Source organism: Candidatus Competibacter denitrificans Run_A_D11 (assembly GCF_001051235.1).
Taxonomy (GTDB): domain Bacteria; phylum Pseudomonadota; class Gammaproteobacteria; order Competibacterales; family Competibacteraceae; genus Competibacter_A; species Competibacter_A denitrificans.
The window spans coordinates 34667-60663 of record NZ_CBTJ020000029.1; the positions used below are offsets into that span (position 1 = coordinate 34667).

The following is a 25997-nucleotide window of genomic DNA, read 5'->3' on the forward strand; positions in this document are numbered from 1 at the left end:
GACCGGCGTATTGTGCCCTTTACTGTTGTTGCAAAGGAAATTTTGATGGCCGCACTGCCCGTTGAACTGTATCGTGCCGCTCAGGTGCGAGAGCTGGATCGCATCGCTATCGAAGAGCGTGGCATTCCCGGTTATACCCTCATGAGTCGCGCCGGCCAGGCCGCTTTTGAGCAGTTGCGCCGACACTGGCCAGACGCTCGGCGCGTGGTCATCGTTTGCGGCGGTGGCAACAATGGCGGTGACGGTTATGTGGTGGCCCGCCTCGCCCGCTTGGCTGGCTTGACCGCTTCAGTGCTGGCGCTGGCCGATCCACAGCAGTTGCACGGTGATGCTCAAACCGCCTGGTGGGATGCCCAAGCCGCCGATGTACCGATCCTGCCCTTCACGCGCGCCGATTTGATTGGCGCCGACTTGCTGGTCGATGCCATCCTCGGCACGGGTTTGGAACGGGAGGTCAGCGGTACTTGGCGCGACGCCATTGAGGCGATGAACGCGCATTCCGCGCCCATTTTGGCGCTCGATATCCCCTCCGGGCTGCACGCTGACACCGGTGCGATTCTCGGTGCAGCGGTCCAGGCAACAGCCACCATGACCTTTATCGGCCTTAAACAAGGCTTGTTCACCGGCCAGGGACCCGCTTGCTGCGGTGCGCTCAGCTTCGCCGATCTGGGCGTGCCGGGAGATATTTATGCCGCGTTACATCCAGCATGTTGGCGCTATAGCGGCCAGGATTTACCGACGCAATTACCCAAACGCCAGCGCAGCGCCCACAAGGGCCACTTCGGCCATGTGTTAGTCGTCGGCGGCGATTTGGGAATGGCTGGAGCGGCACGCATGGCCGCTGAAGCCGCGGCTCGGTGTGGCGCCGGTCTGGTCAGTATCGCCACCCGCGCCGCTCATGCCGGGTTACAGGCGGCGGCTCGCCCGGAGTTGATGTTCCACGGTATCGAAACCGCCGAAGAGCTAACTCCCTTGCTGAATCGGGCGACCGTTATCGCTATCGGGCCGGGGCTAGGCCATGAGGATTGGGGTCGCTCGCTGTTACGGACCGTGCTCGCCAGTGACAAACCGCTGGTCATCGACGCCGATGGCTTGAACTTGCTGGCCATTGATCCGCAGTTTTGCACCAACTGGATTTTAACGCCCCACCCTGGTGAGGCCGCGCGGCTGTTAAAGATGACCCCTAAACAGGTCGAGGCGGATCGCTTTGCCGCTATTGAGGATCTGGCGCTGCGCTATGGCGGTGTCGCCGTCCTCAAGGGCGCCGGCTCGTTGATCGCCAGCAAGACGGATGGGTTGGTAGCGCTGTGCTCGACCGGTAATCCGGGAATGGCCAGCGGCGGCATGGGTGATGTGTTGGCCGGGGTTATTGCGGCCTTGCTCGCTCAGGGGCTACCGGCTTTCGTCGCTGCGAAAGTGGGCGTTTATCTGCATGGTTTGGCTGGCGATCTAGCAGCCCAAGCCGGCGGTGAACGCGGACTGATGGCGACCGATTTACTGCCCTTTCTCCGGCAAGTCGTCAATCCCTCGTCATGATGGAGCGGTTTCTCGATTCCGCCGCTGCGACGGAACGATTGGGCGCCGGTCTCGCGGCGGCGCTCACCCCCGGCTGCATTGTCTATTTGCACGGCGATTTGGGTGCGGGCAAAACAACACTGGCGCGCGGTTTGCTGCGCGCTCTTGGCCATCAAGGCAACGTGAAAAGCCCGACCTTCACCTTGGTAGAACCCTATCAGGTCGCCGGTCGGCGCTTCTTTCACTGGGATTTATACCGGCTCAACGATTCGGAAGAATTGGATTATCTGGGGCTGCGCGACCAACTCGACGGCGAATCGGTGTTATTGATCGAGTGGCCGGAGCGCGGCAGCAATGAATTACCGACGCCCGATATCGAGATCACGCTAACTTACGCCGGCGAAGGTCGGCATTGCCGGCTAACGGCCTGCTCCGCCGCCGGTGAGGCGTTATTGACTGCGCTGGCCACGCAGAGATTAAACCAAGCCCATTGATCTCTTTGGCGAAACAGCAAGCGACGTCTTAACCGCAGTCAACCACTCGCGGCCCTGATTCGCTTGCCGTTTCGATTTTGTCGGCTGTACAACGCTTTAAGCCACCTGGCTTTTTTCCTTTTCCTCTTCTAGATGTTTGCAATCAATGCACAATTCGGCCGTGGGCCGGGCTTCCAAACGACGCAAGCCGATCTCCACTCCGCACGCTTCGCAATACCCGTACTCGTCAAGATTCAGCCGCTCTAGCGCCTTGTCGATCTTGCGAATTAATTTCCGTTCCCGATCCCGTGCCCGTAAATTGATCGTAAATTCTTCTTCCTGGCTGGCCCGGTCATTGGGATCAGGCAAATTCAACGGTTCATCCTGCATATTCGTTACCGCTCGCCGGCCTTCTTCCATTAATTCCTGTTTCCAAGCGAGCAGAATGGCCCGGAAATGGGCCTTTTGCTTATCGTTCATATAGTCCTCTTCATCCCCGACACGATAGGGTACGAATTCCGCATAAGTGTCAGCCATCGTTATCCGCCTTTAACAATTTTCTTGAGCGCTCAAAAATATCCGGCACCACCAAGCAAACCCCGGTCAACGGGCCGGCTGGGCACAGCCAACAGTCGCGCATAACAACATAGACCATTCTGCAACGGAATCCAGGTAAGCGCCTGATCTAATACCCACCAACCGCTCAGGCGCCCCCTAGACAGCCGGTTAGGTCGGCGGCCAATCTCCGCAGCAACATGAAATAAGCTTCACTACCGGCTGGGAATTCCGCTCCCAGTGGATCGAGCACGCCACGCCGGGCACCGCTGCCCGCTATCACGATTTCTACCAGAGTGGGTTGAAATTGCGGTTCGCTGAACACGCAACGCACCTTGAGATCGCGGATGCGGGCCTGAATTTCGCTCACCCGTTTGGCGCCTGGCCGCTGCTCAGGATTGAGCACGACCGAGCCGACGCTGTGTAAGCCATAGCGCCGCTCGAAATATTGATAGGCATCATGAAACACCACATAAGCTTGATCCTTGATGGGGATCAATGTTTGCGTCAACTGCTGATTGAGCTGCTCAAGCCGCCCGATCAAGCGTTCGCCATTTTGCCGGTAATCGGTACGATGCGTCGCATCGATTTCAGCCAGTACCGCAACAATCTGGCGCACCATCGCGATGGCGTTCACCGGGTCCAGCCAGCTATGGGGATCGTAACCGGCCCCCTGGCCGTGTGATTCGTGGGCATGAGCGTCCGCTGCCTGCCAAGCGCCACCCGCCCGCAGCGACAAGCGTTCGACGCCGGGCGCGGTCGCTAAGGCCACGGCCCTGACCTTGGCCTTCACATTGTCCAGCGGTTTGCCAAGGAAGCCTTCCAACTCCGGTCCGATCCAAAATACGACGGCAGCGTTATTAATGGCGCGCACCTCGGAAGGGCGCAAGCTGTAATCGTGGGGCGAGGCGCCGCCCTGCACCAACAGGGTCGGCTCTCCCACACCCTGCATGACGCCCGCCACCAACGAGTGCAGCGGCTTGATACTCACCACCACTGGCGGCTCCGCGAACGCGGCCAGGGACCACAGCAGGAGTAATCCCAAAACTCTTTGCAGCCATTTTAACCCAGTCAAATGACACTCCATCGTTTACTCCCGGCGTTAGGTTATAGAGTGACAGGGGCTATTAAGATAGCATTGCGCAAACGGAACGCTCTCACCTCCCAGCCTCTTTCCCGTTCACATTAGCCCCATCTGTAAGATGTTCGCTCCAGTTCGCTGGCGACCTTGCCAACCAGGAATCATTAGCCGTGTCGGTTGAACCCTTATTGACGGTCGTAAACGTCAGTCTCGCCATTCGCGGCAACGCCATCGTGCAAAACGTGAATTTCCAGCTAACGCCCGGTGAGATCGTCGCTCTGATCGGGCCAAACGGCGCGGGCAAATCCACCCTGGTGCGCCTGGTGCTGGGTTTACTCCGACCGGATAGCGGCCGGATTATGCTCAAGCCCGGCTTGCGGATCGGCTACATGCCGCAGCGTTTGAGCGTAGCCGACACCCTGCCGCTGACGGTGCAGCGTTTTATCACTCTGGGGATGGCCGCCTCGCGGTCGCAAGTGCGTGAACTGTTGGCGGAAGTAGGCGCGGAACAGGTGCTCGATTCACCGGTGCAGGCCATTTCCGGCGGCGAGTTGCAGCGGGTGTTGCTGGCGCGGGCGCTGCTGCGCCAACCGGATTTATTGGTCCTCGACGAACCGATTCAGGGGGTGGATCTGAATGGTCAATACGAACTGCACGATCTGATCAGCAATCTACGGCGGCAACGGGGCTGCGGCATTCTCATGGTGTCGCATGAATTGCATCTGGTGATGGCCACCACCGATCACGTTATCTGTTTGAATCGGCACGTTTGCTGTTCGGGCCATCCTGATCATGTCGCCCGTGACCCGGCTTACCTGGAATTGTTCGGGCTTGAAGGCGCCCGCACCTTGGCGATTTATCATCATCATCACAATCACCGCCATGATCTGCATGGTGCTGTGGTGGCAGCGGCCGAGGACGATGCGCATGGATGATTTTTTACCGCGGGTGCTGCTGGGCGGCTTCGGCGTGGCGCTGGTCGCGGGGCCGCTCGGTGCCTTCATCGTCTGGCGACGGATGGCTTATTTCGGCGATACCTTGTCGCACGCAGGCTTACTGGGCGTGGTGCTGGGCACCGTGCTGGGCATCAACCCACAACTGAGTGTCGCGATCATCTGCCTGGGTGTGGCGCTGGCGCTGGTGTTGTTGCAACGGCAACAGGCGTTGGCGACCGATACCCTGCTCGGCATCCTGGCCCATACCACCCTGTCGCTGGGTCTCGTCGCCTTGGCCTTTTTGGAAACGGTGCGGATTGATCTGGTCAGCTATTTATTCGGTGACATTCTGTCGATCAATACCACCGATCTTTACTGGATTTGGGGCGGTAATTTGCTGACGCTGGGTATTCTGCTGGGATTATGGCGGCCGTTGCTGGCGGCCACCGTTCACGAAGAACTGGCGCAGGTAGAAGGCGTACCGGTGTTTCAAATCCGTCTGGCGTTCATGCTGCTGATCGCTATCGTGATCGCCGTGGCGATGAAAGTAGTCGGCATCCTGCTCATCACCTCGCTGTTGATCATCCCGGCGGCGACCGCGCGCCGCTTCGCGCGCTCACCGGAAGGCATGGCGCTCCTAGCCAGCGTGTTTGGCTGCCTGGCGGTCGGACTGGGCCTGTGGGCCTCGTTGCGCTGGGATACGCCCGCTGGCCCTTCGGTGGTGGTGGCAGCCGCCAGCTTGTTCGTCCTGGGTTCATCCCTACCCAGCCGGTCGGGAAACTAAGCCAGCCACTAAAGCCGAACTGGTAACCATCATCTACGCCCCCATTCAGAAAATCGCTTGCCACTACATCAATTCGGCTCGCTTGCCACGGCCAGAATCGGGACAATAGGCGGACAGGGCCGTCCCAGACCGCGTGGCGATCACAGCGCTTTAATCGTGAATGACCTCTACCCGTTGATAGCCTAAATTCAGCTTTTAGATTTTTCAGGAGCCTTAACCCATGAGCCAGATCAAGTTCTCTGAAACCCACGAGTGGCTGCGCCTTGAAGGCGACGGCATCGCCACTATCGGCATCACCGACTACGCGCAAAATGCGCTGGGTGATTTGGTGTATATCGGTCTACCGGACATCGGCACCGCACTGACGCAGGGTAGCGAAGGCGCAACCATTGAATCCGTCAAAGCGGCCGCTGAAATTCACATGCCCGTGGCCGGCACTGTGCTGGAAACCAACGCCACGCTGGCCGATGACCCCGCCCAGGTCAACACCGATCCGCTGGGCGCTGGCTGGTTTATCAAAATCAAGCTTACCGACCCGGCGCAAGTCGATGCCTTGATGGATCAGGCCGCCTACGACCAATTGATCGCCAGCCTCGACTGACGCGCTGCCGTCACATCCCAACCCGAAGAGGTGGTCGTGAATACTCCCCATACCGCACCCCGGCGGCCGCTGTCCACACTGGAACCCGGCGGCGAATTTATCCCCCGGCATATCGGACCAAGCGTCGCTGAACAGGCCCAGATGCTCGCCGCGCTCGGCTTCGACTCGATGGAATCTTTCATCAACAGCGTCGTGCCTGCGGGTATCCGCTCCGGCGCACCGCTGGCGCTTAACCCGCCCCGCAGCGAGGCGCAAACCCTGGCCGAACTGCGGCAAATCGCCGCCAAGAACAAAATCTTTCGCTCGTTCCTGGGCATGGGCTATTCCGACACGCACACCCCGACGGTGATTCTGCGCAACGTGCTGGAAAATCCGGCCTGGTACACGGCCTACACGCCGTACCAGCCGGAGATTTCACAAGGACGGCTTGAAGCCCTGCTTAACTTCCAGACCATGATTATGGGCTTGACCGGCATGGAGATTGCCAACGCCTCGCTGCTGGATGAGGCGACCGCAGCGGCGGAAGCGATGACCTTGTGTCGGCGCGTGTCGAAAGCGAAAGGCAAAACTTTCTTTGTCTCTCAGGACTGCCATCCGCAAACCATCGATGTGGTACGCACCCGCGCCGCACCGTTCGGTCTGGAGGTGGTAGTGGGTCATCATCAGAGCGATCTCGACGCACTGGATTGTTTCGGGGTGCTGCTGCAATACCCCGCCAGTTCCGGTGAGATTCACGACTATGCCGAGACCATTGCCAAGGCGCACGGCAAGGGTGCATTGGCGGTGGTCGCTGCCGATCTGCTCGCCCTGACCCTGCTCAAGCCGCCGGGCGAGTTCGACGCGGATGTCGTCGTCGGCTCGGCGCAGCGTTTCGGCGTACCGCTCGGCTACGGTGGGCCGCACGCCGCCTTCTTCGCCACCCGCGACCGCTTCAAGCGCGATATGCCGGGTCGGCTGGTCGGCGTCTCCGTGGATGCCAAAGGTAACAAGGCGCTGCGGCTGGCGCTTCAGACCCGCGAACAGCACATCCGCCGCGAAAAGGCTACCAGTAACATCTGTACCGCGCAGGCGCTGCTGGCGATCATGGCCAGCCTGTACGCCTGCTATCACGGCCCCAGGGGCCTGACTGCCATCGCTGAACGGGTGCATGGCTTCACCGTCACCCTGGCGGAGGGCATCAAAAAGCTCGGTTACGAGCTAACGACCTCCGCCTTTTTCGACACCTTCACCGTGAAGACCGGCGCACAGACTGCCGCCCTTCACGCTGCCGCCCGCGACCACCAAATGAATCTGCGCGCCGCCAGTGCTGACACCATTGGCATTGCGCTGGACGAAACCACCACCCGCGCTGAGGTGGAAGCGCTGTGGGCGGTGTTCGCCAAGGCGGGCGCGGCTGCACCGGACTTCGCCGCATTGGAACCGTCCGCGCCGGGCCGGATTCCGGCGAATCTAGCTCGCACCTCCGCGTTTCTGACCCATCCGGTGTTCAACACCTATCACTCGGAAACCGAGATGCTGCGCTATCTGCGCTTCCTCGCTGACCGTGATCTGGCGCTGGATCGTTGCATGATTCCGCTCGGTTCCTGCACCATGAAGCTGAACGCCACTACGGAAATGATCCCGATTACCTGGCCGGAGTTCGCTAACCTGCATCCGTTCGCACCATCCGATCAAGCCCAGGGCTATGCGGAACTGTTCGCGGCGCTGGAAAAAATGCTGGTGGCCTGCACTGGCTACGATGCGGTATCGCTCCAGCCCAACGCCGGTTCGCAGGGCGAATACGCCGGCATGATGGCGATTCGCGCCTATCACGCCAACCGAGGCGAAGGCGGGCGCAACGTCTGCCTGATTCCGGCCTCGGCTCACGGCACCAATCCGGCCACTGCGCAGATGGCTGGAATGCAGGTGGTCGTCGTGGCCTGCGATCAAAACGGCAACGTCGATTTGAACGATTTTAAGGCCAAGGCCGAGAAGCATTCCGCTAATCTCGCGGCCATCATGATCACCTACCCGTCCACCCACGGCGTGTTCGAGGAAACTGTCCGCGACATTTGCGACGTGATTCATGCCCACGGCGGCCAGGTCTACATCGACGGGGCCAACATGAACGCCTTAGTCGGGCTATGTCAGCCCGGCCAGTTCGGCGGTGACGTGTCGCACCTGAATCTGCACAAGACCTTCTGCATTCCGCACGGCGGCGGCGGTCCTGGCGTTGGTCCCATCGGGGTCAAAGCGCATCTGGCCCCCTTCCTGCCGGGCCATTGCATCGGGTTCGATAATCATCTTTCTACCGGTGCGGTGGCAGCGGCTCCGTGGGGCAGCGCCGGTATCTTGCCGATCAGTTGGGTCTACATCACGCTGATGGGTGGCGAGGGCCTGAAACAGGCTACCGAGGTAGCCATTCTCAACGCCAACTACATCGCCCACCGGCTCGCACCGCACTATCCCATCCTCTATACCGGGGTGAATGGTCGGGTCGCGCACGAGTGCATCATTGACCTGCGCGCCCTCAAGGATCGCAGCGGCGTGACTGTGGATGACGTAGCCAAGCGGTTGATTGATTTCGGTTTCCACGCGCCCACCATGTCGTTTCCGGTGCCGGGCACCCTGATGATCGAGCCGACCGAGAGCGAGCCGAAATCGGAACTTGACCGCTTCTGTGACGCCATGATCCGCATCCGCGAGGAAATCCACGCCATCGAATCCGGCCACATGCCCGGCGCCGACAATCCGTTGAAGAACGCGCCGCACACCGCGCTGGAACTGGCCGGTGAATGGGGCCACCCGTACAGCCGCGAACAGGCGGTGTTTCCGGTGGAGAGCCTACGCACCGTCAAGTATTTCTCGCCGGTCGGTCGGGTCGATAACGTCTATGGCGACCGCCATCTGGTGTGCGCCTGTCCGCCGGTGTCCGCCTACGAAGACCACAGCGACGACGCGGGCGCTTGACGCCACTCACGAAAGGAGCCGAATCATGATGACCTCCATCGTCCTGACCGTGATCGGTGAGGATAAACCGGGATTGGTCAGCGTCATCTCGCAGACCATTACCGCCAGCGGCGGCAACTGGCTGGATTCACGCATGGCGAGCCTGGGCGGCAAATTCGCCGGGCTGCTGCTAGTCAGCGTGCCGCAGGTGAAAGCGGATGCGCTCATCGCCGCCTTGCAAAGCCTGGAACAACACGGTCTGCGGCTGGTGATCGAGCGCGGCGCCGCTGATACAGCAACGACGGCGGGCCGCACGCTCAAGCTGGAACTGACCGGCCAGGATCGGCCCGGCATCGTGCGCGATATTTCCGATACCCTGGCGCGGCAGAAGGTCAACATTGAGGAGATGGAAACGGCCTTCTTCAGTGGCTCATTTTCGGGTGAGGACATGTTCGAGATGCGTGCTACCCTCCGCGTTCCCAACGAGTTGACCGATACCGCGTTGCGCGAAGCTATCGAGAAGCTGGCCAACAACCTGATGGTTGATATTAGCCTTGATGCCGCCTAGTGCGACTCTATCCAATCAAGAGGATTTGCGATGTTTGGCAGTGAGATGAAAATCCAGGGTTTTGATGATGAGTTGTACGCCGCCATTGAAGCCGAAAAGCAGCGGCAAGAAGATCACATCGAACTGATTGCTTCCGAGAATTACGCCAGCCCGCGCGTGCTCGAAGCGCAAGGTTCGGTGCTCACCAACAAGTACGCCGAGGGCTATCCCGGCAAGCGCTATTACGGCGGCTGCGAGCATGTCGATGTCGCCGAGCAATTGGCCATCGACCGCGCCAAGCAATTGTTCGGCGCGGATTACGCCAACGTGCAACCGCATTCCGGTTCACAGGCCAATGCGGCGGTCTATATGGCCCTGCTCCAACCGCACGAGACCGTGCTCGGCATGAGTCTGGCCCACGGCGGCCATCTAACCCACGGCGCCAAGGTCAATTTCTCCGGCAAGACTTATAACGCCGTGCAGTACGGCATCAAGCCCGACACCGGCGAAATCGACTACGATGAGGTGGAGGCGCTGGCGCTGGAGCATCGGCCCAAGATGATTGTGGCGGGCTTCTCAGCTTATTCGCTGATCATCGACTGGGCGCGCTTCCGCGCTATTGCCGACAAGGTGGGGGCGTATTTCTTCGTCGATATGGCGCATGTGGCCGGGCTGGTTGCGGTGGGTCTGTACCCAAACCCGATGCCGTTTGCCGATGTGGTGACCACTACCACCCACAAGACCCTGCGCGGCCCGCGTGGCGGTTTGATCCTGTGTCGCTCCAATCCCGATCTGGAGAAGAAATTTAACTCGATGGTCTTCCCCGGCATTCAGGGCGGCCCACTGATGCACGTTATCGCCGCCAAAGCGGTGGCGTTCAAGGAGGCGCTGCAACCGGAGTTCAAAACCTACCAGCAGCAGGTAATCAAGAATGCCAAGGCGATGGCCGCCGTGTTCCAGAAACGCGGCTACCAGGTCGTCTCCAACGGCACTGAAGACCATCTGTTTCTGCTTAGCCTCATCGACAAGGGCCTGACCGGCAAAGCGGCTGATGCCGCGCTGGGGGCTGCGGGCATCACCGTCAACAAGAACGCGGTGCCGAATGATCCGCAATCGCCGTTCGTGACCAGCGGCATCCGCATCGGTACCCCGGCGGCGACTACGCGCGGCTTCAAGGAAGCGGAGGTCGAGGATGTCGCCCATTGGATGTGCGACATCCTCGACGACATCAAGAATCCGGCGGTGATTGAGCGGGTCAAGGCGCAAGCTGCCGCGTTGTGCGCCCGCTTCCCGGTGTATAGATAGTCAACCAGATGGGCGGAGCGGATCTGCACCTGATCGGTCGCTATCCGCGCCCGCACCAGCCAATCAAGCGCGATAAGTGTGCCACCAAGCTGTGGAGTTCAGAATGACCCAGGCCGAACTGGTTTACCGGCATCTCCAGCAATTGCCAGAATCTCTCGTTAGCGAAGTCTTTGATTTCGTGAAATTCCTGGAACAGAAGCAACCCAGGCTAAAAAACCAGGAACCGCGACAGCCCGGCAGCGCCAGAGGTCTTATATGGATGGCTGATGATTTCGATGCACCGCGCGAGACCGGTGCCGATATGAAAACCAAATATAAAGAAACTGCGTGTAGCGGCCTCGCCGTCAATATCATCGAAATGTTAAGGCACTGACTGAACCCTGACCTATTCTGGAACCGGACATGAGCACCCACGAATCCCTTGCGCGGACACCCCTATACAATCTGCATCTTGAACTTGGCGCCCGAATGGTGCTGTTTGCCGGTTACGAAATGCCGGTGCAGTACCCCTCCGGGATTATCAAGGAGCATAACCACACCCGTACCCAGGCGGGCCTGTTTGACGTGTCGCATATGGGTCAGGTACGGCTGTCTGGCGCGGGCGCAGCGGCGGCGCTGGAAACACTGGTGCCGGTAGACATCATCGACCTGCCCGCCGGTAACCAGCGTTATGCCCTGTTCACCAACGACCAGGGCGGCATTCTGGATGATCTGATGGTGGTCAACAGCGGCGATGATTCGCTGTTTGTGGTGGTGAACGCCGCCTGTAAACAGCAGGACATCGCCCACATGCAACAGCATCTGTCCGGCCGCTGCACGGTGGAAGAGCTGGCCGACCGCGCCCTGCTGGCCCTGCAAGGCCCGGCGGCGGCGGCGGTGATGGCTCGCCTCGCACCGGAAACCGGCACGATGATTTTCATGAATCACGGCCAGGTCAAGCTGGTCGGTGTTCCCTGCCTCATCAGTCGCTCCGGCTACACCGGCGAAGATGGCTTTGAGATTTCCGTGCCTGCTGAGAAAGCTGAGGAACTGGCCCGCCTGTTGCTGGCGCAACCGGAAGTCGCGCCGATTGGATTAGGGGCGCGTGATTCGCTACGCCTCGAAGCCGGGCTGTGCCTGTACGGTCACGACATCGACACCACCACCACGCCGGTCGAAGGCAGTCTGCTATGGGCGCTGTCCAAGCCGCGCCGCCGTGATGGCACCCGACCTGGCGGCTATCCCGGCGCGGAAGTCATCTTCGAGCAAATCGCCAACGGCGTAGCCCGCAAGCGGGTCGGCTTGCTGCCCCAGGGCAAGATGCCGGTGCGCGACGGCGCGGAACTGGTGGACACCAGCGGCCACAAGGTCGGCAAAGTAACCAGTGGCGGCTTCGGCCCCACCCTGGGTGGCCCGGTAGCGATGGGCTACGTCGAAACCGCGCTAGCGGCCATTGGTACCCCACTGAACGCCATCGTGCGTGACAAACCGGTGCCAGTTGTCGTGACCAAGACCCCGTTCGTACCGCAGCGTTATTACCGGGGCTAAGTTTGCTCGCTGCCTCTGGCCAGACTCGATGCGGTGATTCTGCACCCAGCAGAATAGCCTGCGATCAAGCAGTAGATCACAGACTGTGCTTTCGCCAAAAGCTGTTATAAACGCCATGGCGAAAATGCCGACTACATCCATTTTTTTGCGAACGGCTTCAATAATGCCGGAAATGGCAAAGACCAGCGTCGTGGTGACCGGCGATATTCTGTGCCCCTACTCAGTGGCCTCGTTGGAGGGCTTGGTCAACGACCAAGCCCTAGCCGACGGCAGCGGTAACATGCTACCCAGAAATATCGCTTAGTACCGCTACTTCGCAAAAGCGCTTAGCGCCTCCCCAGGATTTAGCGGGGAGGTGTTTTTCCAATTCTACAATTCCCGCAACGCCCGCCACGGCGGTTGCCTCAAGGCCGAACGTGCGCCGATCAACCCAGCCAACCCTACGCCGACCACGCCCGCACTCGCCCCCAGCAGCCAAATCCACGGATTGAATTGGTACGGAAAATCAAAGATATGTCGAGACAGCACAAACCCCAATACCGTAGCAGCAGTGGCCGCTAACACACCGGCCAGCAACCCCAACGTGGCAAATTCCGCCAACAGGCTTTCCCGCACCATCGCCCGCTGTGCGCCCAAGGTACGCAACACCGCACTTTCAAACCGACGCTCGTCCTGAGTTGCCTGAATCGCCGCATACAGCACCACCAATCCCGCCGCTAAAGTAAACAGGAACACGTATTCAACAGCGGCAATGACCCGATCCATGATCTCGCGCACCTTGCCCATCAGCGCTTCGACATCCAAGACCGTCACCGACGGATAGTGGCGAACCAGTTCCGCCAGCAGCGGCTTTTGGCCAGCCGGCAGATGAAAGCTGGTAATCCACGTCGCCGGATAGGCAGCCAGTGCGCTCGGCGGGAACACCACAAAAAAATTGACCCGGAATGAATCCCATTCCACGCTGCGCAAACTGGTGACCTCGGCTTCCAAACTCTGCCCGGCGATCTGAAAGCGCAGCGTGTCATGCAAGGCAATACCGAGATCTTTCGCTAACCCCTGTTCGACCGAGGCGACGCCTTGGCCGCGAGCGCCGGCAGCCCACCACTGTCCAGCCACAATGCGGTTATCCTCCTGCAACCGCTCAATCTGGGACAAATTGAACTCTCGTTCCACCAGCCGTTTGGCACGCGGGTCTTGATAATCATTCGGTTCAACGGGTCGGCCGTTGATGCCCGTCAGTCGCCCACGCACCATCGGATAGAGTTCGACGCTACTCAATCCCCGTTCGCGCAAAAATTGCCGTATCCCCTCCACTTCACCGGGTTGGATATTGATCAGAAAATGATTGGGTGCGTCGGCCGGCAAACTGGAACGCCAACTAGTCAATAAGTCGGTGCGCACCAGAGTCAGCATCAACAAGGCCATCAGCCCCAAACCCAGCGCGACCACTTGTACCGCACTGCCGGGGCCACGTCGGGCGATGTTGGCCAGCCCAAAGCGCCAGGCCACCCCAACGCGACCGCGTAATAAATTCAGTGCCTTGACCAAACCCCAAGCCGCCAGCGATAGCACAACGGTCGTAGCCGCCACGCCGGCACAGACGATCAACGCCAGTCGCAATTCACCGGCTTGCCAGATCAACAACGCAGCCGTCGCCAGGAGTGCCGGGCCGTACAACGCCAGCAGGCGGGTATCGACCGGGCCGAGATCGCGCCGCAGAACTCGCAACGGCGGCACTTCCCGCAACCGCAACAGCGGCGGCAACCCAAAGCCGAGCAAGGTGACAAACCCCGTCGCCAATGCGGGCCAAATGGGAAACCAAGACGGCGCAGGCAATTCGGTACGGCTGATCAACTGGCCCAACACACCGCTCAAGCCGTACTGGGCGACATAGCCGAGGACTAAACCGGCCACACCGGCGACCGCCGCCAAGGTCACTAATTCCAACACGAACAACCGCACAATCAGCGGCTGCGTGGCGCCAACACAGCGCATAATCGCCACGCTGTCCCAGTGGCGAGCAGCGAAACGCCGAGCGGCAATCGCCACACCGACACCGGCCAGAATCACGCTGACCAATGCCGCCAGATGCAGAAACCGTTCCGCCCGTTCCAGCGCCAGGCGCAACTCAGCACGCGCTTCGCGCACTCCTTGCAGCTTCTCACCGATCTTCAGCAGTGGCTTAACCGTCGTCTTGAACATCTCCAGCGCCGCCGGTTCACCGGCCAGCAACAGCCGATATTCGACCCGGCTGCCGGGCTGGATTAAACCGGTTGATGGAATGTCGGCCAGGTTCATCAACAATCGCGGCGCAATGCTGAACAGATCGCCCGCGCGATCCGGTTCGTAAGCCAGGATCTGCCCGATCCGAAAACTTCGGGTACCGAGTTCCACGGCATCGCCCACTTGCAGCTTGAGCGTCTGAATCAGCCGTTCATCCAACCAAACCTGGCCCGGCTCTGGAATGTCGGCGACTATGCGGGGCGGTGCAAACGGTTGATCGCTGACTTGCAAAGCGCCGCGTAAGGGATAGCCGGGGCCGACCGCTTTCACTTCGGCCAGTTGGGTCATCTCGCCGGCGATGACCACGCTGCGAAAATTCAGGGTCTCCGCCGTTTGTAGATGCTGTCGGCGTGCTTCTTCAGTCAGCGACGGCTGTAGCAGATTCGGCGCGGCCACGACCAAATCTGCACCCAGCAATTCGCTGGCTTTAAGCTCCATCGCCTGCTGGATACGGTCGGTAAAAAAGCCAACGGCGGCAACGCTGGCCACTGCAATCAACAGCGCGACCGCCAGCACCCGCAATTCACCGGCCTGCCAATCACGGGCGAGCGCGCGCAACGCCATACGGCCAATGGTTAGCCAATAGGCCATCGGCGCTTGATCTGAAGTTGTCTCCGGCACGGCCATGCTTTACCTAGCCTCCGCCTTACGGGTTTCTCCTTGCAACCGGCCATCGTCCAATTCCAGCACACGGTCACAATAGGCTGCCAGTTCGGCATCGTGCGTTACCAAAATCAACGTCGTGCCCTGTTCGCGGTTGAGATCGAACAACAGATCGACGATGCGATGGCCCGTTTTTTGATCCAGATTGCCGGTGGGTTCGTCGGCGAACAGCACATCGGGATTACCGGCGAAGGCGCGAGCGATGGCAACCCGCTGTTGCTCGCCACCGGATAATTGCGTCGGGTAATGGCGCGCGCGCGCTTTGAGGCCCACCCGCTCCAACAAGTCCAGCGCCGAGCGGCGCGGTTCTGGCTGACCGGCGAGTTCCAGCGGCAGCATGACGTTTTCCAGCGCCGTCAGGCCGAGCAACAATTGGAAAGATTGAAACACGAAGCCGACCCGCTGAGCGCGCAACAGAGCGCGGCCATCCTCATCCAGTTCGCCCAAATCAGCACCGGCCAGCCATACCCGCCCGGCGCTGGGCGTGTCCAACCCGGCTAGCAAGCTCAGCAAGGTTGATTTGCCGGAACCGGACGCCCCCACCACTGCCACGCTTTCACCCCGATCTATCGTGAAGTTGATATCGTCAAGGATGACCAGTGGACCTTCCGGGCTGACGACTTGCTTGCGTAAGGCCACAACGCGCACGATAGGCCCGCTGTGATTGTCCAATGACGACGCGGCGGTTACGCTACTACCCTTTGCTGTTTTCGGGTCACGATCCACCCGCATAGCCAGATTCTCCGATGATGAAAACCAATGACTCACGTTATTTACTCAGATGGGTACTTTCGCTGGTGATGTTATTCAGCCCATCGGCCCACGCCGACACCCCAACGATTCTGGTGCTGGGCGACAGCTTGAGCGCTGGTTACGGGATTGCCGCCAACCAGGGCTGGGTCAAACGGCTGCAAGATCGGCTTGTGGAGCGCGGTTTTCCACACCGGGTGGTCAACGCCAGCATCAGCGGTGATACGACCGACGGCGGTTTGAGCCGACTGCCGGCGGCGCTGGAACGCGAGCGGCCCACCATCGTCATCCTGGAATTGGGCGCCAATGATGGCTTACGCGGGCAGCCACCGATGGCGATGAGCCACAATCTGGCGCGGATGATTGAGCTATCCCGGCAGGCGGGTGCCAAGGTCTTACTGGCCGAGATGCGGATTCCACCGAATTATGGCCCCACCTACACCCAAAAGTTTCATGCAACATTCGCCGAACTGGCGAAACACTATGACATTCCCTTGATTCCCTTCTTGCTGGATGGGGTAGCGGGTAATCCGGCGCTCATCCAAGAAGATGGCTTGCATCCGCGCACCGAAGCCCAGCCACGCATTTTGGATAATGTCTGGGGAACGCTAGAGCCAGCCTTGCGATAATGCCTTTATGCTTCAGGAAAACGAGCCTCGTTGTCCGTGCTCACAGCATCACCGGCTCCGGCTCCAATGCGACCCCAAACATCGCCTGAACCGATTGCTGAATCGCTTTGGCTAGCCGCAGTACATCCTCACCCCGTGCGCCGCCACAATTGACCAGCACCAATGCCTGCTTTTGGTAGACGCCGACCGGGCCGAGCTGTTTGCCTTTCCAGCCACACCGTTCGATCAACCAGCCGGCAGCTAGTTTCACGGTGCCGTCGGGTTGAAGATAATGCGGCATTGCCGGATAGCGCACGCTCAAGGGTGCAAATGTGGCAGCATCCACCACGGGATTCTTAAAAAAGCTGCCCGCATTACCGATTCGTATTGGGTCGGGCAATTTGTGGTTTCGGACTGCGATGACCGTCTCGGCAATATCCCGCGCGGTCGGCCGCTCGATGCGACGGGCCGCCAATTCGCGCTCCACATCGGCGTAACCGATCAGCGGCCGCCACTCTTTAGCCAGGCGGAAAGTGACCGCAGTGATCAAATAGCGGCCGGCGGCCTCGTGCTTAAAAATGCTATCCCGGTAGCCAAACCGGCAAGCAGGCCCATCAAAGACCACCGGCTCACCATTGCTTAAATCAATCGCGTCCAAACACTTGATGCGATCAGCCACTTCCAAGCCGTAAGCGCCGATGTTCTGAATCGGCGCGGCACCGACCGTACCAGGAATCAGCGCCAGATTCTCCAAGCCTGGCCAACCCTGCTCCAGCGTCCAACAAACGAATAGGTGCCAGTTCTCCCCTGCTCCCGCTCGCACGATCCAGGCATCGGGTTCTTCCGCCACCAACTCCCGCCCCGCAATCCGCACTTGAAGAACCAGCCCGGCAAAATCCCCGGTCAGGATCACATTGCTGCCGCCCCCCAAGACGAAATGCTGCAAATAACGCCACTCCGGGAGGGCGATCAGTTTGACCAACTGCGCAGGCGTTTCAATGGTAGCGAACCAGGCCGCGCGGGCCGGTAGTCCGAAGGTATTGAAAGGATGTAGCGAGACATCTCGCTTGAGCAGATGGGCGACCATTTGAAGTGCTCAGGCGAGACTGTGGGCTAGGTCATCGACAAACTGATCAACGGCTTGGGGCGTGGTATTCCACGAACACATCAAGCGAACACCGCCCACCCCGATAAAGGTGTAAAACAGCCAGCCCCTGGCTCTCAGCGCCCCAACAGTGGATTCCGGCAGTTCCAGAAACACGGAATTGGCCTGTGGAGGAAACATCAGGCGAACGCCGGGGAATCGTTTCAGGCGCTCGGCGAGATAGGCGGCCATCGCGTTTGCTTGGCGAGCGTTGCGCAGCCAGGCGCCGGTTTCCAGCAATCCTAGCCAGGGCGCGGCGATGAAACGCATCTTCGAGGCCAATTGTCCGGCCTGCTTGCAGCGGTAGGCAAAATCGGTGGCCAGTGCCTTATCGAAGAACACAATGGCCTCGCCGACTGCCATACCGTTTTTGGTGCCGCCCAGACACAAAACATCGACACCCGCTCGCCACGTCAAGTCGGCCGGTGTTTGCGACAGGGCAACGACCGCGTTCGCAAAACGAGCGCCGTCCATGTGGATCTTCAGGCCATGACGGTCGGCCAGTTCGCGCAGGGCGTGCAACTCGTCTACCGTATACAGGGTGCCTAATTCTGTGGCCTGCGTGACACTGACTACTTTGGGCTTGGGATAGTGGATATCACAGCGGCGGATGATCAAACGCTCAACATCGGTCGGATCGAGCTTGCCCAGTTCACCCTTGGCCAATAACAATTTCGAGCCGTTCGAGGCGAACTCAGGGCCGCCGCATTCGTCGGTTTCGATGTGAGCGGTCTCGTGACAGATCACGCTGTGATAGGACTGGCAGAGCGCCGATAAAGACAACGAATTGGCGGCTGTGCCGTTGAAAACAAAGAAAACTTCACAGTCCGTTTCAAACAGCTCACGAAACTTATCGGCGACCCGCTGCGTCCACTCGTCATTACCGTAAGCGGGGGCATCGCCGACATTGGCAGCCTGTAGATAATCCAAGGCTTCCGAACAAATGCCGGAGTAGTTGTCGCTCGCGAACTGATGTGCCGGTTGATTCACAGCGTCGTACTCCTTCCAGCGGACAGCGAAGGGGGTTGATTATAACGATATCCGCTCCACCCCCCGCCGCGCGCTACATAAAAAAACCCGCCACCGGGCGGGTCAGCAAGCGTTGGCGCTCAGAGGCCAGGCAAGCTGGCGCGCAATTTTTTCATGGCATTGTTTTCAAGCTGGCGAATCCGTTCGGCGGACACCTTGTATTCGGCAGCTAGCTCATGCAGGGTCGGCTTGGCATCATCCAGCCAGCGCCGCTGAACGATAGCGCGGCTGCGCGGGTCGAGGCGCTCCAGAGCTTCACTCAGCCGGCTGGTCGCCTGATCCTCCCAATCGTCCTGTTCTAGCGCACTCGCCGGATCGGCTTGCTCGTCTCGCAAGTAGGCGGATGGCGTATAGGTTTCATGCTCGTCCTCGCTATCGACCTCCGGCCCTGGATCGAACGATACATCGTAACCGCTCAGACGCGATTCCATCTCCATCACCGCATCTGGACTCACGCCCAACTCGCGGGCGACCGTTGCAACTTCTTCGCCGTTTAGCCACCCCAGCCGTTTCTTGGCACTGCGCAGCTTGAAGAAAAGCTTGCGCTGCGATTTGGTGGTGGCGATTTTCACGATGCGCCAATTGCGCAGGATAAACTCGTGAATCTCCGCCCGAATCCAATGCACGGCAAAAGAAACCAGCCGCACCTCGTGGACCGGATCAAAACGCTTGACCGCCTTCATCAAGCCGACATTGCCTTCCTGGATCAAATCTCCTAAAGGCAACCCATAACCCATATACCCGCGCGCGATATGCACCACAAACCGCAAATGGGCCACGATCAAACGCTGGGCCGCCGCAAGATCGTCGCGCAACCGCAACCGCTGCGCGAGGCTTTGCTCTTCCTCGGCGCTCAGGACCGGTACCCGATTCACCGCCTGGATATAACTTTCCAGGCTATCGACCGGAACCGGAAGATTTTGCAAGTAGGGAACCAGTGCAGTCGTCGTCATTCATTTCTCCCTGGGACAGCAAACTAAGCGATTAGCTTAGCACTCCGTTCGTAAGAGTGCCAAAAGCAAAAAAGGTTCCGCAGCCAGCCACGCCGTTAAGCGCCGGCGTCTTCATCCAGCAGGGCAGCGACGAATTCGGCGGCATCGAACGGGCGCAAATCCTCGATGCCCTCGCCAACCCCAATAAAACGGATCGGCAAGCCTAGCCGCTGCGCGATGGCAAAGACGATACCGCCCTTGGCGGTACCATCGAGCTTGGTCAAAACCAGGCCGGTCACGCCCACCGCCTCGTGAAACTGCACCGCCTGATTCAGCGCGTTCTGGCCGGTGCTGGCATCGACCACCAGCAGCACTTCGTGGGGAGCTTCGGCATCCACCTTGCCGATGACCCGCTTGATCTTCTTCAGTTCTTCCATCAAGTTCGACTGAGTGTGCAGGCGACCAGCGGTATCGGCAATCACCACATCGACCTGTCTGGCTTTGGCAGCCTGAATCGCGTCGTAGATCACCGAGGCGGAATCGGCTCCGCTTTGCTGGGCGATAACCAGGATGCGATTGCGCTCACCCCAAACTTGAAGCTGTTCGACCGCCGCCGCGCGAAAGGTGTCACCTGCGGCCAGCAAGACCGACAGGTCATCGCTTTGCAGCTTTTTCGCCAACTTGCCGATGGTGGTCGTCTTACCAACCCCGTTAACCCCAACCGTGAGGATCACATAGGGGCACGATTCACTGGGCCGCCAGGGTTGTTGGCAAGGCAGCAGGATCGACAGCAATTCGTCACGCAACGCCTGAACCAGAGTTGGTATGTCGTTCAGTTGCCGACGGGCGACCCGCTCCGTCAGGCGTTTCATCAACTGGTTGGTGACGTCCACCCCGACATCGGCCAGCAATAAGCGGCCTTCCAGCTCTTCCAGGGTTTCGTCATCCAACTTACGACCGGCGAACAAGCCCGCCAAGCCACCGACCAAGCCCTGACGGGTCCGCCGCAAGCGGTCCCGCAGCTTGGCGAACGGTTTGACTTCTGCCGGTTCAGTGCTCGCTTCGGATGGACGATCCTTGCGGAAGGGGAGGTGAATCGGCCGGTTCAGCACGTCGAACAAGCGAGATTTTTTGCGCTCCTCCGGCTCCGGCGGCGCTGGAGAAGCGGGGGTATTAGGTTTGGATTCGGCCATAAGAGATCAAAGTTACCGTTATACTGATGAAGAACGGAACTTATCGTACCATTTCAGTCTGTTTTACGCAGACACCTAAATTCAAATCAAGCTCATGGCCAAGATTCTCAATCCACTGCTGCTCCTTTGCCTTTTGAATGCGCCAAGCGCCTTTACCGCCGTCCCCGTCCACGAATTTACTTTGGGGAATGGCCTGAAAGTGCTGGTCCGCGAGGATCATCGGGCGCCGGTGGTCGTTTCCCAAGTCTGGTACAAAGTCGGCTCCAGCTACGAACCGAGCGGACTGACCGGCATATCTCACCTTTTGGAACACCTGATGTTCAAAGGCACGCCCAACGTGCCGGGCGGTGAGTTCTCCCGCCAGATCGCTGCCAACGGTGGCGACGAAAATGCCTTCACCAGCCACGACTACACGGCCTATTTCCAGACACTCGAAAAAGAACGCCTGGAACTGAGCTTTCGGCTCGAAGCCGACCGGATGCGCCATCTGCTCTTGAAACCCGAAGATGTCAGCAAGGAAGCCCAAGTGGTCGCCGAAGAGCGCCGGTTGCGCACCGATGACCAACCCGACGCGCTGACCCAGGAACAGTTCCTGGCCACCGCCTACATCACCAGCCCTTACCGCCATCCGATCATCGGCTGGATGCAGGATATCCAAGCGATCAATCCCGACGATCTGCGTCGTTGGTACCAGCAATGGTATGCGCCGAATAACGCCACCCTGGTGGTGGTCGGCGACGTGGACCCTGCCAAGGTGCGGGAACTGGCTGAAAAACATTTTGGCCCTTTGGCACCGAGCGTCCTGACCCTGCCCAGAGCGGCAGCGGAAATTCCACAACAAGGCGAGCGGCGTATCGTGGTTAAAACACCCGCCGAAGTCCCCTACTTGACGCTGGGCTATAAGGCGCCGACTTTAAAGACCGCCACCGAAGCCTGGGAACCTTACGCGCTAGCGGTGTTGGACGGCATCCTAGACGGTGGTACCAGCGCCCGCTTCAGCCGTAACCTGATTCGTGGCAGCCAGGTCGCGGCCGCCGCCGGTACCAATTACAACCTGACTGCACGGCTGGAAGAATTGTTCGTACTGGCTGGCAATCCCGCACCGGGCCGCACAACCGCCGACCTGGAAAAAGCGCTGCGCGCTGAAGTGGCACGGCTGCGTGAGGAACTGGTCAGCACCGAGGAGCTGGCGCGTGTCATCGCCCAAGTGGTCGCCGCCGATGTCTATCGACAAGATTCGATGTTTTATCAGGGAATGCGGCTGGGCACCTTGGAAACCGTTGGTCTGGGTTGGAACAAGCTGGATGATTACGTTCAGCGCATTCAAGCCGTCACCCCAGAGCAGGTGCGCGACGTGGCCCGCAAATACCTTACCGACGACCGGCTGACGGTAGCCATTCTGGAGCCGCTACCACTGGATGGCCGCCGGCCGAAAGCGCCCGCTGCCGCGCTAGACCATGCCGTTCGCTAACCCTTTCTCCTTCGCGATCTTGACTCCTGGCTATGATCCCTCACCTCAAATACCTCCTAAGCGGCTTTATGGCCGCTGTTATGCTCCTGGTATCAAACCTGGCCACCGCCGTACCCGCCATTCAAAACTGGCGCACGGCCAACGGCGTACCGGTTTATTTCATTCCGGCGCCCGAACTGCCGATGGTGGACGTACAGATTCTGTTCAACGCTGGATCGATCCGCGATGGCGCCCAGGCGGGTTTGGCGCAACTGACCAACGCTTTACTGGAAGAAGGCGCCGGTGATTGGTCGGCCGACACGATTGCTGACCGGCTGGATCGGGTCGGCGCTCGATTGACCATCAGCTCGCGACGGGACGCGGCAACCGTCTCACTGCGCAGTTTGTCCGATCCACAGTATCTACAACCGGCGGTGGAAGCCGTGGCGCGTTTGTTGAAAGAGCCGACCTTTAGCCCAGAGGCCCTGGGCCGGGTCCGCCAGCAAATGTTGACTGCTCTGCGAGAGCGCGCCCAATCGCCCGGTGCTATCGCCCAGGATGCTTTCTTTAAAGCCTTGTACGGCGATCACCCTTACGGATCACCGCCCGAAGGAACGCCCGCCAGTCTGGAGGCGATTACCCGCGCTGATCTCGAACGCTTCCATCGTCGCTACTACACCGCCGCCAATGCTGTCATGGCGATGGTCGGCGCCTTGGATCGGCCGGCCGCCGAACAGTTGGCGAATAAGCTGGTCGGCGAACTGGCGCGCGGTGAGCCGGTGCCACCACCACCGCCGATACCTGCCGTTACCGCTGGTCAAACCATCCGCATTGCCCATCCTTCCAGTCAAAGCCATATCCTGATGGGGCAGTTGGGTGTCAAGCGCGGCGATCCTGACTACTACGCGCTGTTTCTTGGTAACCATGTTCTAGGCGGAAATGGCCTGGTCTCACAGCTTTCCCAGGAAATCCGTGAAAAGCGTGGGCTGGCCTACGGCGCCTATAGCGCGTTCTCCCCGATGCAGCAGGCTGGGCCTTTCCTCATCAATCTGCAAACCCGCAACGATCAAGTCGATACCGCCTTGCAGGTGACACAAACGACCTTGCGGGAATTTACCAGTAGCGGTTCTACCGCCCAGGCCCTGGAAGAAGCCCGGCAAAATATCACCGGTGGCTTTGCGCTTGATCTCGCTGGCAACGGCAAATTGGCCGGTGCGTTGGGGCTGATCGCCTTTTATGGTCTGCCGCTGGATTATCTGCAAAATTACATCGGCATGATAAACGGCATCACGCTGGAGCAGGCCAAAACCACCTGGCAACGCCAGGTTCAGCCGGACAAACTCATCACCGTCATCGTCGGCGGCGGCCAGTCCACGCCAAGCGCACCGGTAAACGCCAGCCCGGTGAAACCCGCCGGTTCATGAACCGGAGCATTAGGCACGGCAATCAACTTCGGGTCATCGCTGGTCAATGGCGAGGTCGCCGGTTGCATTTTCCCGATTTGCCAGGGTTACGGCCGACCCCGGATCGCGTGCGGGAAACTCTGTTCAACTGGCTGGCTCCGGTGTTGCCCGGCGCACGTTGCTTGGATTTGTTCGCCGGCAGCGGCGCCCTCGGCATTGAGGCGCTGTCCCGCGGTGCGGCTGGTGTCGTGTTCGTCGAACAACAGCTAGCCGCCGTTAAATCGCTCCGTGCCAACCTGCTTCAGTTAGCAGCGCGGGATGCCCGCGCCGAATGCGCTGAGGCGCTGGCGTGGTTGCGACAGCCCAGTACACCTTTCGAGATCGTGCTACTCGATCCACCGTTCGGCCACAACTTGCTGGAACCGGCTTGCGTCGCTTTGGAACAAGGCGGTTGGCTGGCGGCAACGGCCTGGATCTATCTGGAATCGGAGACCGGCTTGCAACCGATGTTACCGTCAAATTGGGGCCTTCATCGGGAAAAAACCGCAGGTGCGGTCACTTACCGGCTAGCCCGCAGGGAATGCCCATCACTTTCATCGCACGACGTATCGTTCAGCAAGCCGCCATCCATAGACGATCATGAATGACGGCTGAATGGTTGCCTTGCTGTGCGCCATTCCCGATAATCTTCATAAAACTATCATCATTTTCCCCAGGAACCATCATGCCTGTCGCCGCCATCTATCCCGGCACTTTCGACCCAATCACGCGCGGTCATATCGACCTTGTTGAACGCGGTGCCCGCATGTTCGATCACCTGACCGTCAGTGTGGCCGCCAACCCCAACAAACAGCCGTTGTTTTCCTTGGCGGAACGGGTTGAATTGGCGCGCGAAGCGCTGGCACATTTACCCAATGTTGTGGTGTGCGGATTCGACATTCTCTTGGTGAATCATGCCAAACAGATCGGTGCTCATGTGATCTTGCGTGGGCTGCGGGCCGTTTCAGATTTCGAATTTGAATTTCAGCTTGCCAACATGAATCGCCGTTTATACCCTGACATCGAATCAGTTTTTCTGACACCGGCCGAGCAATATTCCTTCATCTCCTCTAGCCTGGTGCGCGAAGTCGCCAAGTTGGGCGGGAACATCGCGCCATTCGTGCATCCCAAAGTTGAGGCAGCGCTGGCTGCAAAATTCGCTAGTCGCAAATAATTATTAAAATACTCGGAAATTTACCCTACTCCAAAGCTGTCACAATCACAGCAACCCTTAAGCTATCTTCCAGAACGGTTATCGTTCGAAACCAAAGAGGACCCGACCATGGCCCTGTTGATTACCGACGAATGCATCAATTGCGACGTGTGCGAACCCGAATGCCCGAATGAGGCTATTGCGCAAGGTGATGAGATCTATGAGATCGACCCCAGTCGCTGTACCCAATGTGTCGGCCATTACGACACCCCGCAATGTATTGAAGTCTGTCCGGTGGACTGCATTCTTCCCGACCCTAACCATTCCGAGACTGAAGAGCAGTTACAGGCCAAATACGAGAAATTAACCAGCACCGCTTAAAACGCTTAGCGGGACGTGTGGTTCAGTTTGGGAGGGAGAGTAGGCAGCGATGGAGATTCAACCGCAAACAGGAATTCGGGTACTCCTGGCCGGCGCCAGCGGCCTGGTTGGTGGGCACTGTTTGACCCAACTGCTGGCTGATGACGGCATTGCCCACATCACCGTGGTCGCTCGCCGAGCATTGGCGCAGGCCCATCCGAAATTAACCGTTCAGGTGGTGGATTTCGACCATCTGCGCGAGCAAGCGGGCGCCATCAGGACCGATGCCGCGCTCTGCTGTTTGGGGACGACCCATCGCGCCGCCGGTTCTCCCGAAGCGTTTGCCAAGGTGGACCATATCTATGTCGCTGAGCTGGCCAAGCTAGCCGCCGCAGCGGGTGCGATGCGTTTCGTGTTGCTCTCGGCGGTCGTGGCCGATGCCGCCTCACCGATCTTTTATAATCGGCTCAAGGGACGAGCCGAAGCTGCGGTGACTGATTCAGGATTACAGGCAGTACACCTGTTACGTCCTTCGTTGCTGCTGGGGGAACGGACTGGGCCGCGCCCCATGGAAGAATGGAGCCGGCAAATGGCCCCATTTTGGGCGCCCTTCGCCTGGGGGCCATTTAGCCATTATCGCCCGGTGCCTGCGAAAACCGTCGCTGCCAAAATGGTCGAGTTGGCCAAAAATGGCCCACCAGGGATACATATTCATTATTTCAGAAGCTAAATCAGCCGA

At 59.4% G+C, this 25997-nt stretch carries 26 protein-coding genes and 1 pseudogene; 18 read left to right on the top strand and 9 right to left on the bottom strand.

Features of this window, described 5'->3' with window-relative positions:
• Positions 1-45: 45 nt before the first annotated feature.
• Both BN873_RS06035 and tsaE read left to right on the top strand, forming a co-directional pair.
• On the top strand, positions 46-1536 hold the full coding sequence (locus BN873_RS06035; RefSeq protein ID WP_048671705.1) for a bifunctional ADP-dependent NAD(P)H-hydrate dehydratase/NAD(P)H-hydrate epimerase: 1491 nt from the start codon (positions 46-48) through the stop codon (positions 1534-1536).
• A complete protein-coding gene (tsaE, locus tag BN873_RS06040; RefSeq protein WP_048671707.1) occupies positions 1533-2009 on the top strand; it encodes a tRNA (adenosine(37)-N6)-threonylcarbamoyltransferase complex ATPase subunit type 1 TsaE in 477 nt (158 codons plus the stop codon). Before BN873_RS06035 ends, tsaE begins: the two co-directional genes overlap by 4 nt.
• A gap of 96 nt (positions 2010-2105) precedes the next feature.
• Here tsaE and dksA read toward each other — a convergent pair whose 3' ends face one another.
• Both dksA and BN873_RS06050 read right to left on the bottom strand, forming a co-directional pair.
• Complete coding sequence (gene dksA / locus BN873_RS06045; protein ID WP_048671709.1) at positions 2106-2525, bottom strand: RNA polymerase-binding protein DksA; 420 nt, start codon at positions 2523-2525, stop codon at positions 2106-2108.
• A gap of 166 nt (positions 2526-2691) precedes the next feature.
• Positions 2692-3618, bottom strand: coding sequence for a zinc ABC transporter substrate-binding protein (locus BN873_RS06050; RefSeq protein WP_242434377.1), 927 nt, complete (start codon positions 3616-3618; stop codon positions 2692-2694).
• A gap of 176 nt (positions 3619-3794) precedes the next feature.
• On the opposite strand from BN873_RS06050, the gene znuC reads away from it, so the two are divergent.
• The 8 genes and pseudogenes from znuC to gcvT all read left to right on the top strand — a co-directional run bounded on the left by znuC (position 3795) and on the right by gcvT (position 12251).
• A complete protein-coding gene (gene znuC, locus BN873_RS06055; protein ID WP_048671714.1) occupies positions 3795-4559 on the top strand; it encodes a zinc ABC transporter ATP-binding protein ZnuC in 765 nt (254 codons plus the stop codon).
• Positions 4552-5343: a metal ABC transporter permease gene (locus BN873_RS06060; protein ID WP_048671715.1), complete on the top strand. Its 792-nt coding sequence runs from the start codon at positions 4552-4554 to the stop codon at positions 5341-5343. Before znuC ends, BN873_RS06060 begins: the two co-directional genes overlap by 8 nt.
• Positions 5344-5563: 220 nt before the next feature.
• On the top strand, positions 5564-5944 hold the full coding sequence (gcvH, locus tag BN873_RS06065; RefSeq protein WP_048671717.1) for a glycine cleavage system protein GcvH: 381 nt from the start codon (positions 5564-5566) through the stop codon (positions 5942-5944).
• Between the two features lie 69 nt (positions 5945-6013).
• Positions 6014-8893, top strand: a complete 2880-nt coding sequence (gcvP, locus tag BN873_RS06070; RefSeq protein WP_048671770.1) for an aminomethyl-transferring glycine dehydrogenase — start codon at positions 6014-6016, stop codon at positions 8891-8893.
• A 25-nt stretch (positions 8894-8918) separates the two neighbouring features.
• The gene (locus BN873_RS06075) at positions 8919-9440 is read left to right on the top strand and encodes a glycine cleavage system transcriptional repressor (protein WP_048671719.1); all 522 of its coding nucleotides are present in this window, start codon (positions 8919-8921) and stop codon (positions 9438-9440) included.
• Between the two features lie 30 nt (positions 9441-9470).
• Positions 9471-10724: a serine hydroxymethyltransferase gene (glyA, locus tag BN873_RS06080; protein WP_048671721.1), complete on the top strand. Its 1254-nt coding sequence runs from the start codon at positions 9471-9473 to the stop codon at positions 10722-10724.
• 103 nt (positions 10725-10827) lie between these two features.
• Positions 10828-11001, top strand: a pseudogene (locus tag BN873_RS20800) (DUF2281 domain-containing protein); the annotation flags it as partial.
• A 125-nt stretch (positions 11002-11126) separates the two neighbouring features.
• Positions 11127-12251: a glycine cleavage system aminomethyltransferase GcvT gene (gene gcvT / locus BN873_RS06090; RefSeq protein WP_048671726.1), complete on the top strand. Its 1125-nt coding sequence runs from the start codon at positions 11127-11129 to the stop codon at positions 12249-12251.
• On the opposite strand, the gene BN873_RS19360 is transcribed toward gcvT, so the two are convergent.
• Entirely contained in the window at positions 12147-12392 is a 246-nt protein-coding gene (locus BN873_RS19360; RefSeq protein WP_242434378.1) for a TRIC cation channel family protein, read from the bottom strand. The two genes, gcvT and BN873_RS19360, sit on opposite strands and share 105 nt — an antisense overlap.
• 31 nt (positions 12393-12423) lie before the next feature.
• Between BN873_RS19360 and BN873_RS21135 the strand changes: the two genes are divergently transcribed.
• Positions 12424-12555, top strand: coding sequence for a hypothetical protein (locus BN873_RS21135; RefSeq protein WP_277921587.1), 132 nt, complete (start codon positions 12424-12426; stop codon positions 12553-12555).
• Positions 12556-12620: 65 nt separating this feature from the next.
• Here BN873_RS21135 and BN873_RS06095 read toward each other — a convergent pair whose 3' ends face one another.
• A complete protein-coding gene (locus BN873_RS06095) occupies positions 12621-15161 on the bottom strand; it encodes an ABC transporter permease (RefSeq protein ID WP_242434379.1) in 2541 nt (846 codons plus the stop codon).
• 3 nt (positions 15162-15164) lie between these two features.
• Positions 15165-15929: an ABC transporter ATP-binding protein gene (locus tag BN873_RS06100; RefSeq protein WP_082161122.1), complete on the bottom strand. Its 765-nt coding sequence runs from the start codon at positions 15927-15929 to the stop codon at positions 15165-15167.
• A 14-nt stretch (positions 15930-15943) separates the two neighbouring features.
• On the opposite strand from BN873_RS06100, the gene BN873_RS06105 reads away from it, so the two are divergent.
• On the top strand, positions 15944-16576 hold the full coding sequence (locus tag BN873_RS06105; protein ID WP_242434380.1) for an arylesterase: 633 nt from the start codon (positions 15944-15946) through the stop codon (positions 16574-16576).
• Positions 16577-16616: 40 nt separating this feature from the next.
• Here the strand turns inward: BN873_RS06105 and murB are convergent, their stop codons facing one another.
• The 4 genes from murB to ftsY all read right to left on the bottom strand — a co-directional run bounded on the left by murB (position 16617) and on the right by ftsY (position 20853).
• Positions 16617-17642 carry a UDP-N-acetylmuramate dehydrogenase gene (murB, locus tag BN873_RS06110; RefSeq protein WP_048671728.1) on the bottom strand — a complete coding sequence of 342 codons (1026 nt, stop codon included), beginning with the start codon at positions 17640-17642 and terminating at the stop codon, positions 16617-16619.
• 9 nt (positions 17643-17651) lie between these two features.
• Entirely contained in the window at positions 17652-18689 is a 1038-nt protein-coding gene (locus BN873_RS06115) for a threonine aldolase family protein (protein ID WP_048671732.1), read from the bottom strand.
• A 119-nt stretch (positions 18690-18808) separates the two neighbouring features.
• Entirely contained in the window at positions 18809-19681 is an 873-nt protein-coding gene (gene rpoH / locus BN873_RS06120) for an RNA polymerase sigma factor RpoH (protein WP_048671734.1), read from the bottom strand.
• 95 nt (positions 19682-19776) lie between these two features.
• Positions 19777-20853 (bottom strand): signal recognition particle-docking protein FtsY, encoded by a 1077-nt coding sequence (ftsY, locus tag BN873_RS06125; RefSeq protein WP_071244024.1) that lies wholly within the window; start codon positions 20851-20853, stop codon positions 19777-19779.
• Between the two features lie 94 nt (positions 20854-20947).
• Between ftsY and BN873_RS06130 the strand changes: the two genes are divergently transcribed.
• The 6 genes from BN873_RS06130 to BN873_RS06155 all read left to right on the top strand — a co-directional run bounded on the left by BN873_RS06130 (position 20948) and on the right by BN873_RS06155 (position 25988).
• Positions 20948-22324 carry a M16 family metallopeptidase gene (locus BN873_RS06130; RefSeq protein ID WP_048671737.1) on the top strand — a complete coding sequence of 459 codons (1377 nt, stop codon included), beginning with the start codon at positions 20948-20950 and terminating at the stop codon, positions 22322-22324.
• 80 nt (positions 22325-22404) lie between these two features.
• Positions 22405-23727 (top strand): M16 family metallopeptidase, encoded by a 1323-nt coding sequence (locus BN873_RS06135; protein ID WP_053085252.1) that lies wholly within the window; start codon positions 22405-22407, stop codon positions 23725-23727.
• A complete protein-coding gene (gene rsmD / locus BN873_RS06140) occupies positions 23724-24353 on the top strand; it encodes a 16S rRNA (guanine(966)-N(2))-methyltransferase RsmD (protein ID WP_048671742.1) in 630 nt (209 codons plus the stop codon). The genes BN873_RS06135 and rsmD overlap by 4 nt, the downstream gene beginning before the upstream one ends.
• A gap of 77 nt (positions 24354-24430) precedes the next feature.
• Positions 24431-24919: a pantetheine-phosphate adenylyltransferase gene (coaD, locus tag BN873_RS06145; RefSeq protein ID WP_048671744.1), complete on the top strand. Its 489-nt coding sequence runs from the start codon at positions 24431-24433 to the stop codon at positions 24917-24919.
• Between the two features lie 108 nt (positions 24920-25027).
• On the top strand, positions 25028-25279 hold the full coding sequence (locus BN873_RS06150; RefSeq protein ID WP_048671747.1) for a YfhL family 4Fe-4S dicluster ferredoxin: 252 nt from the start codon (positions 25028-25030) through the stop codon (positions 25277-25279).
• A 49-nt stretch (positions 25280-25328) separates the two neighbouring features.
• Complete coding sequence (locus tag BN873_RS06155; protein WP_048671750.1) at positions 25329-25988, top strand: NAD(P)H-binding protein; 660 nt, start codon at positions 25329-25331, stop codon at positions 25986-25988.
• Positions 25989-25997 lie beyond the last annotated feature (9 nt).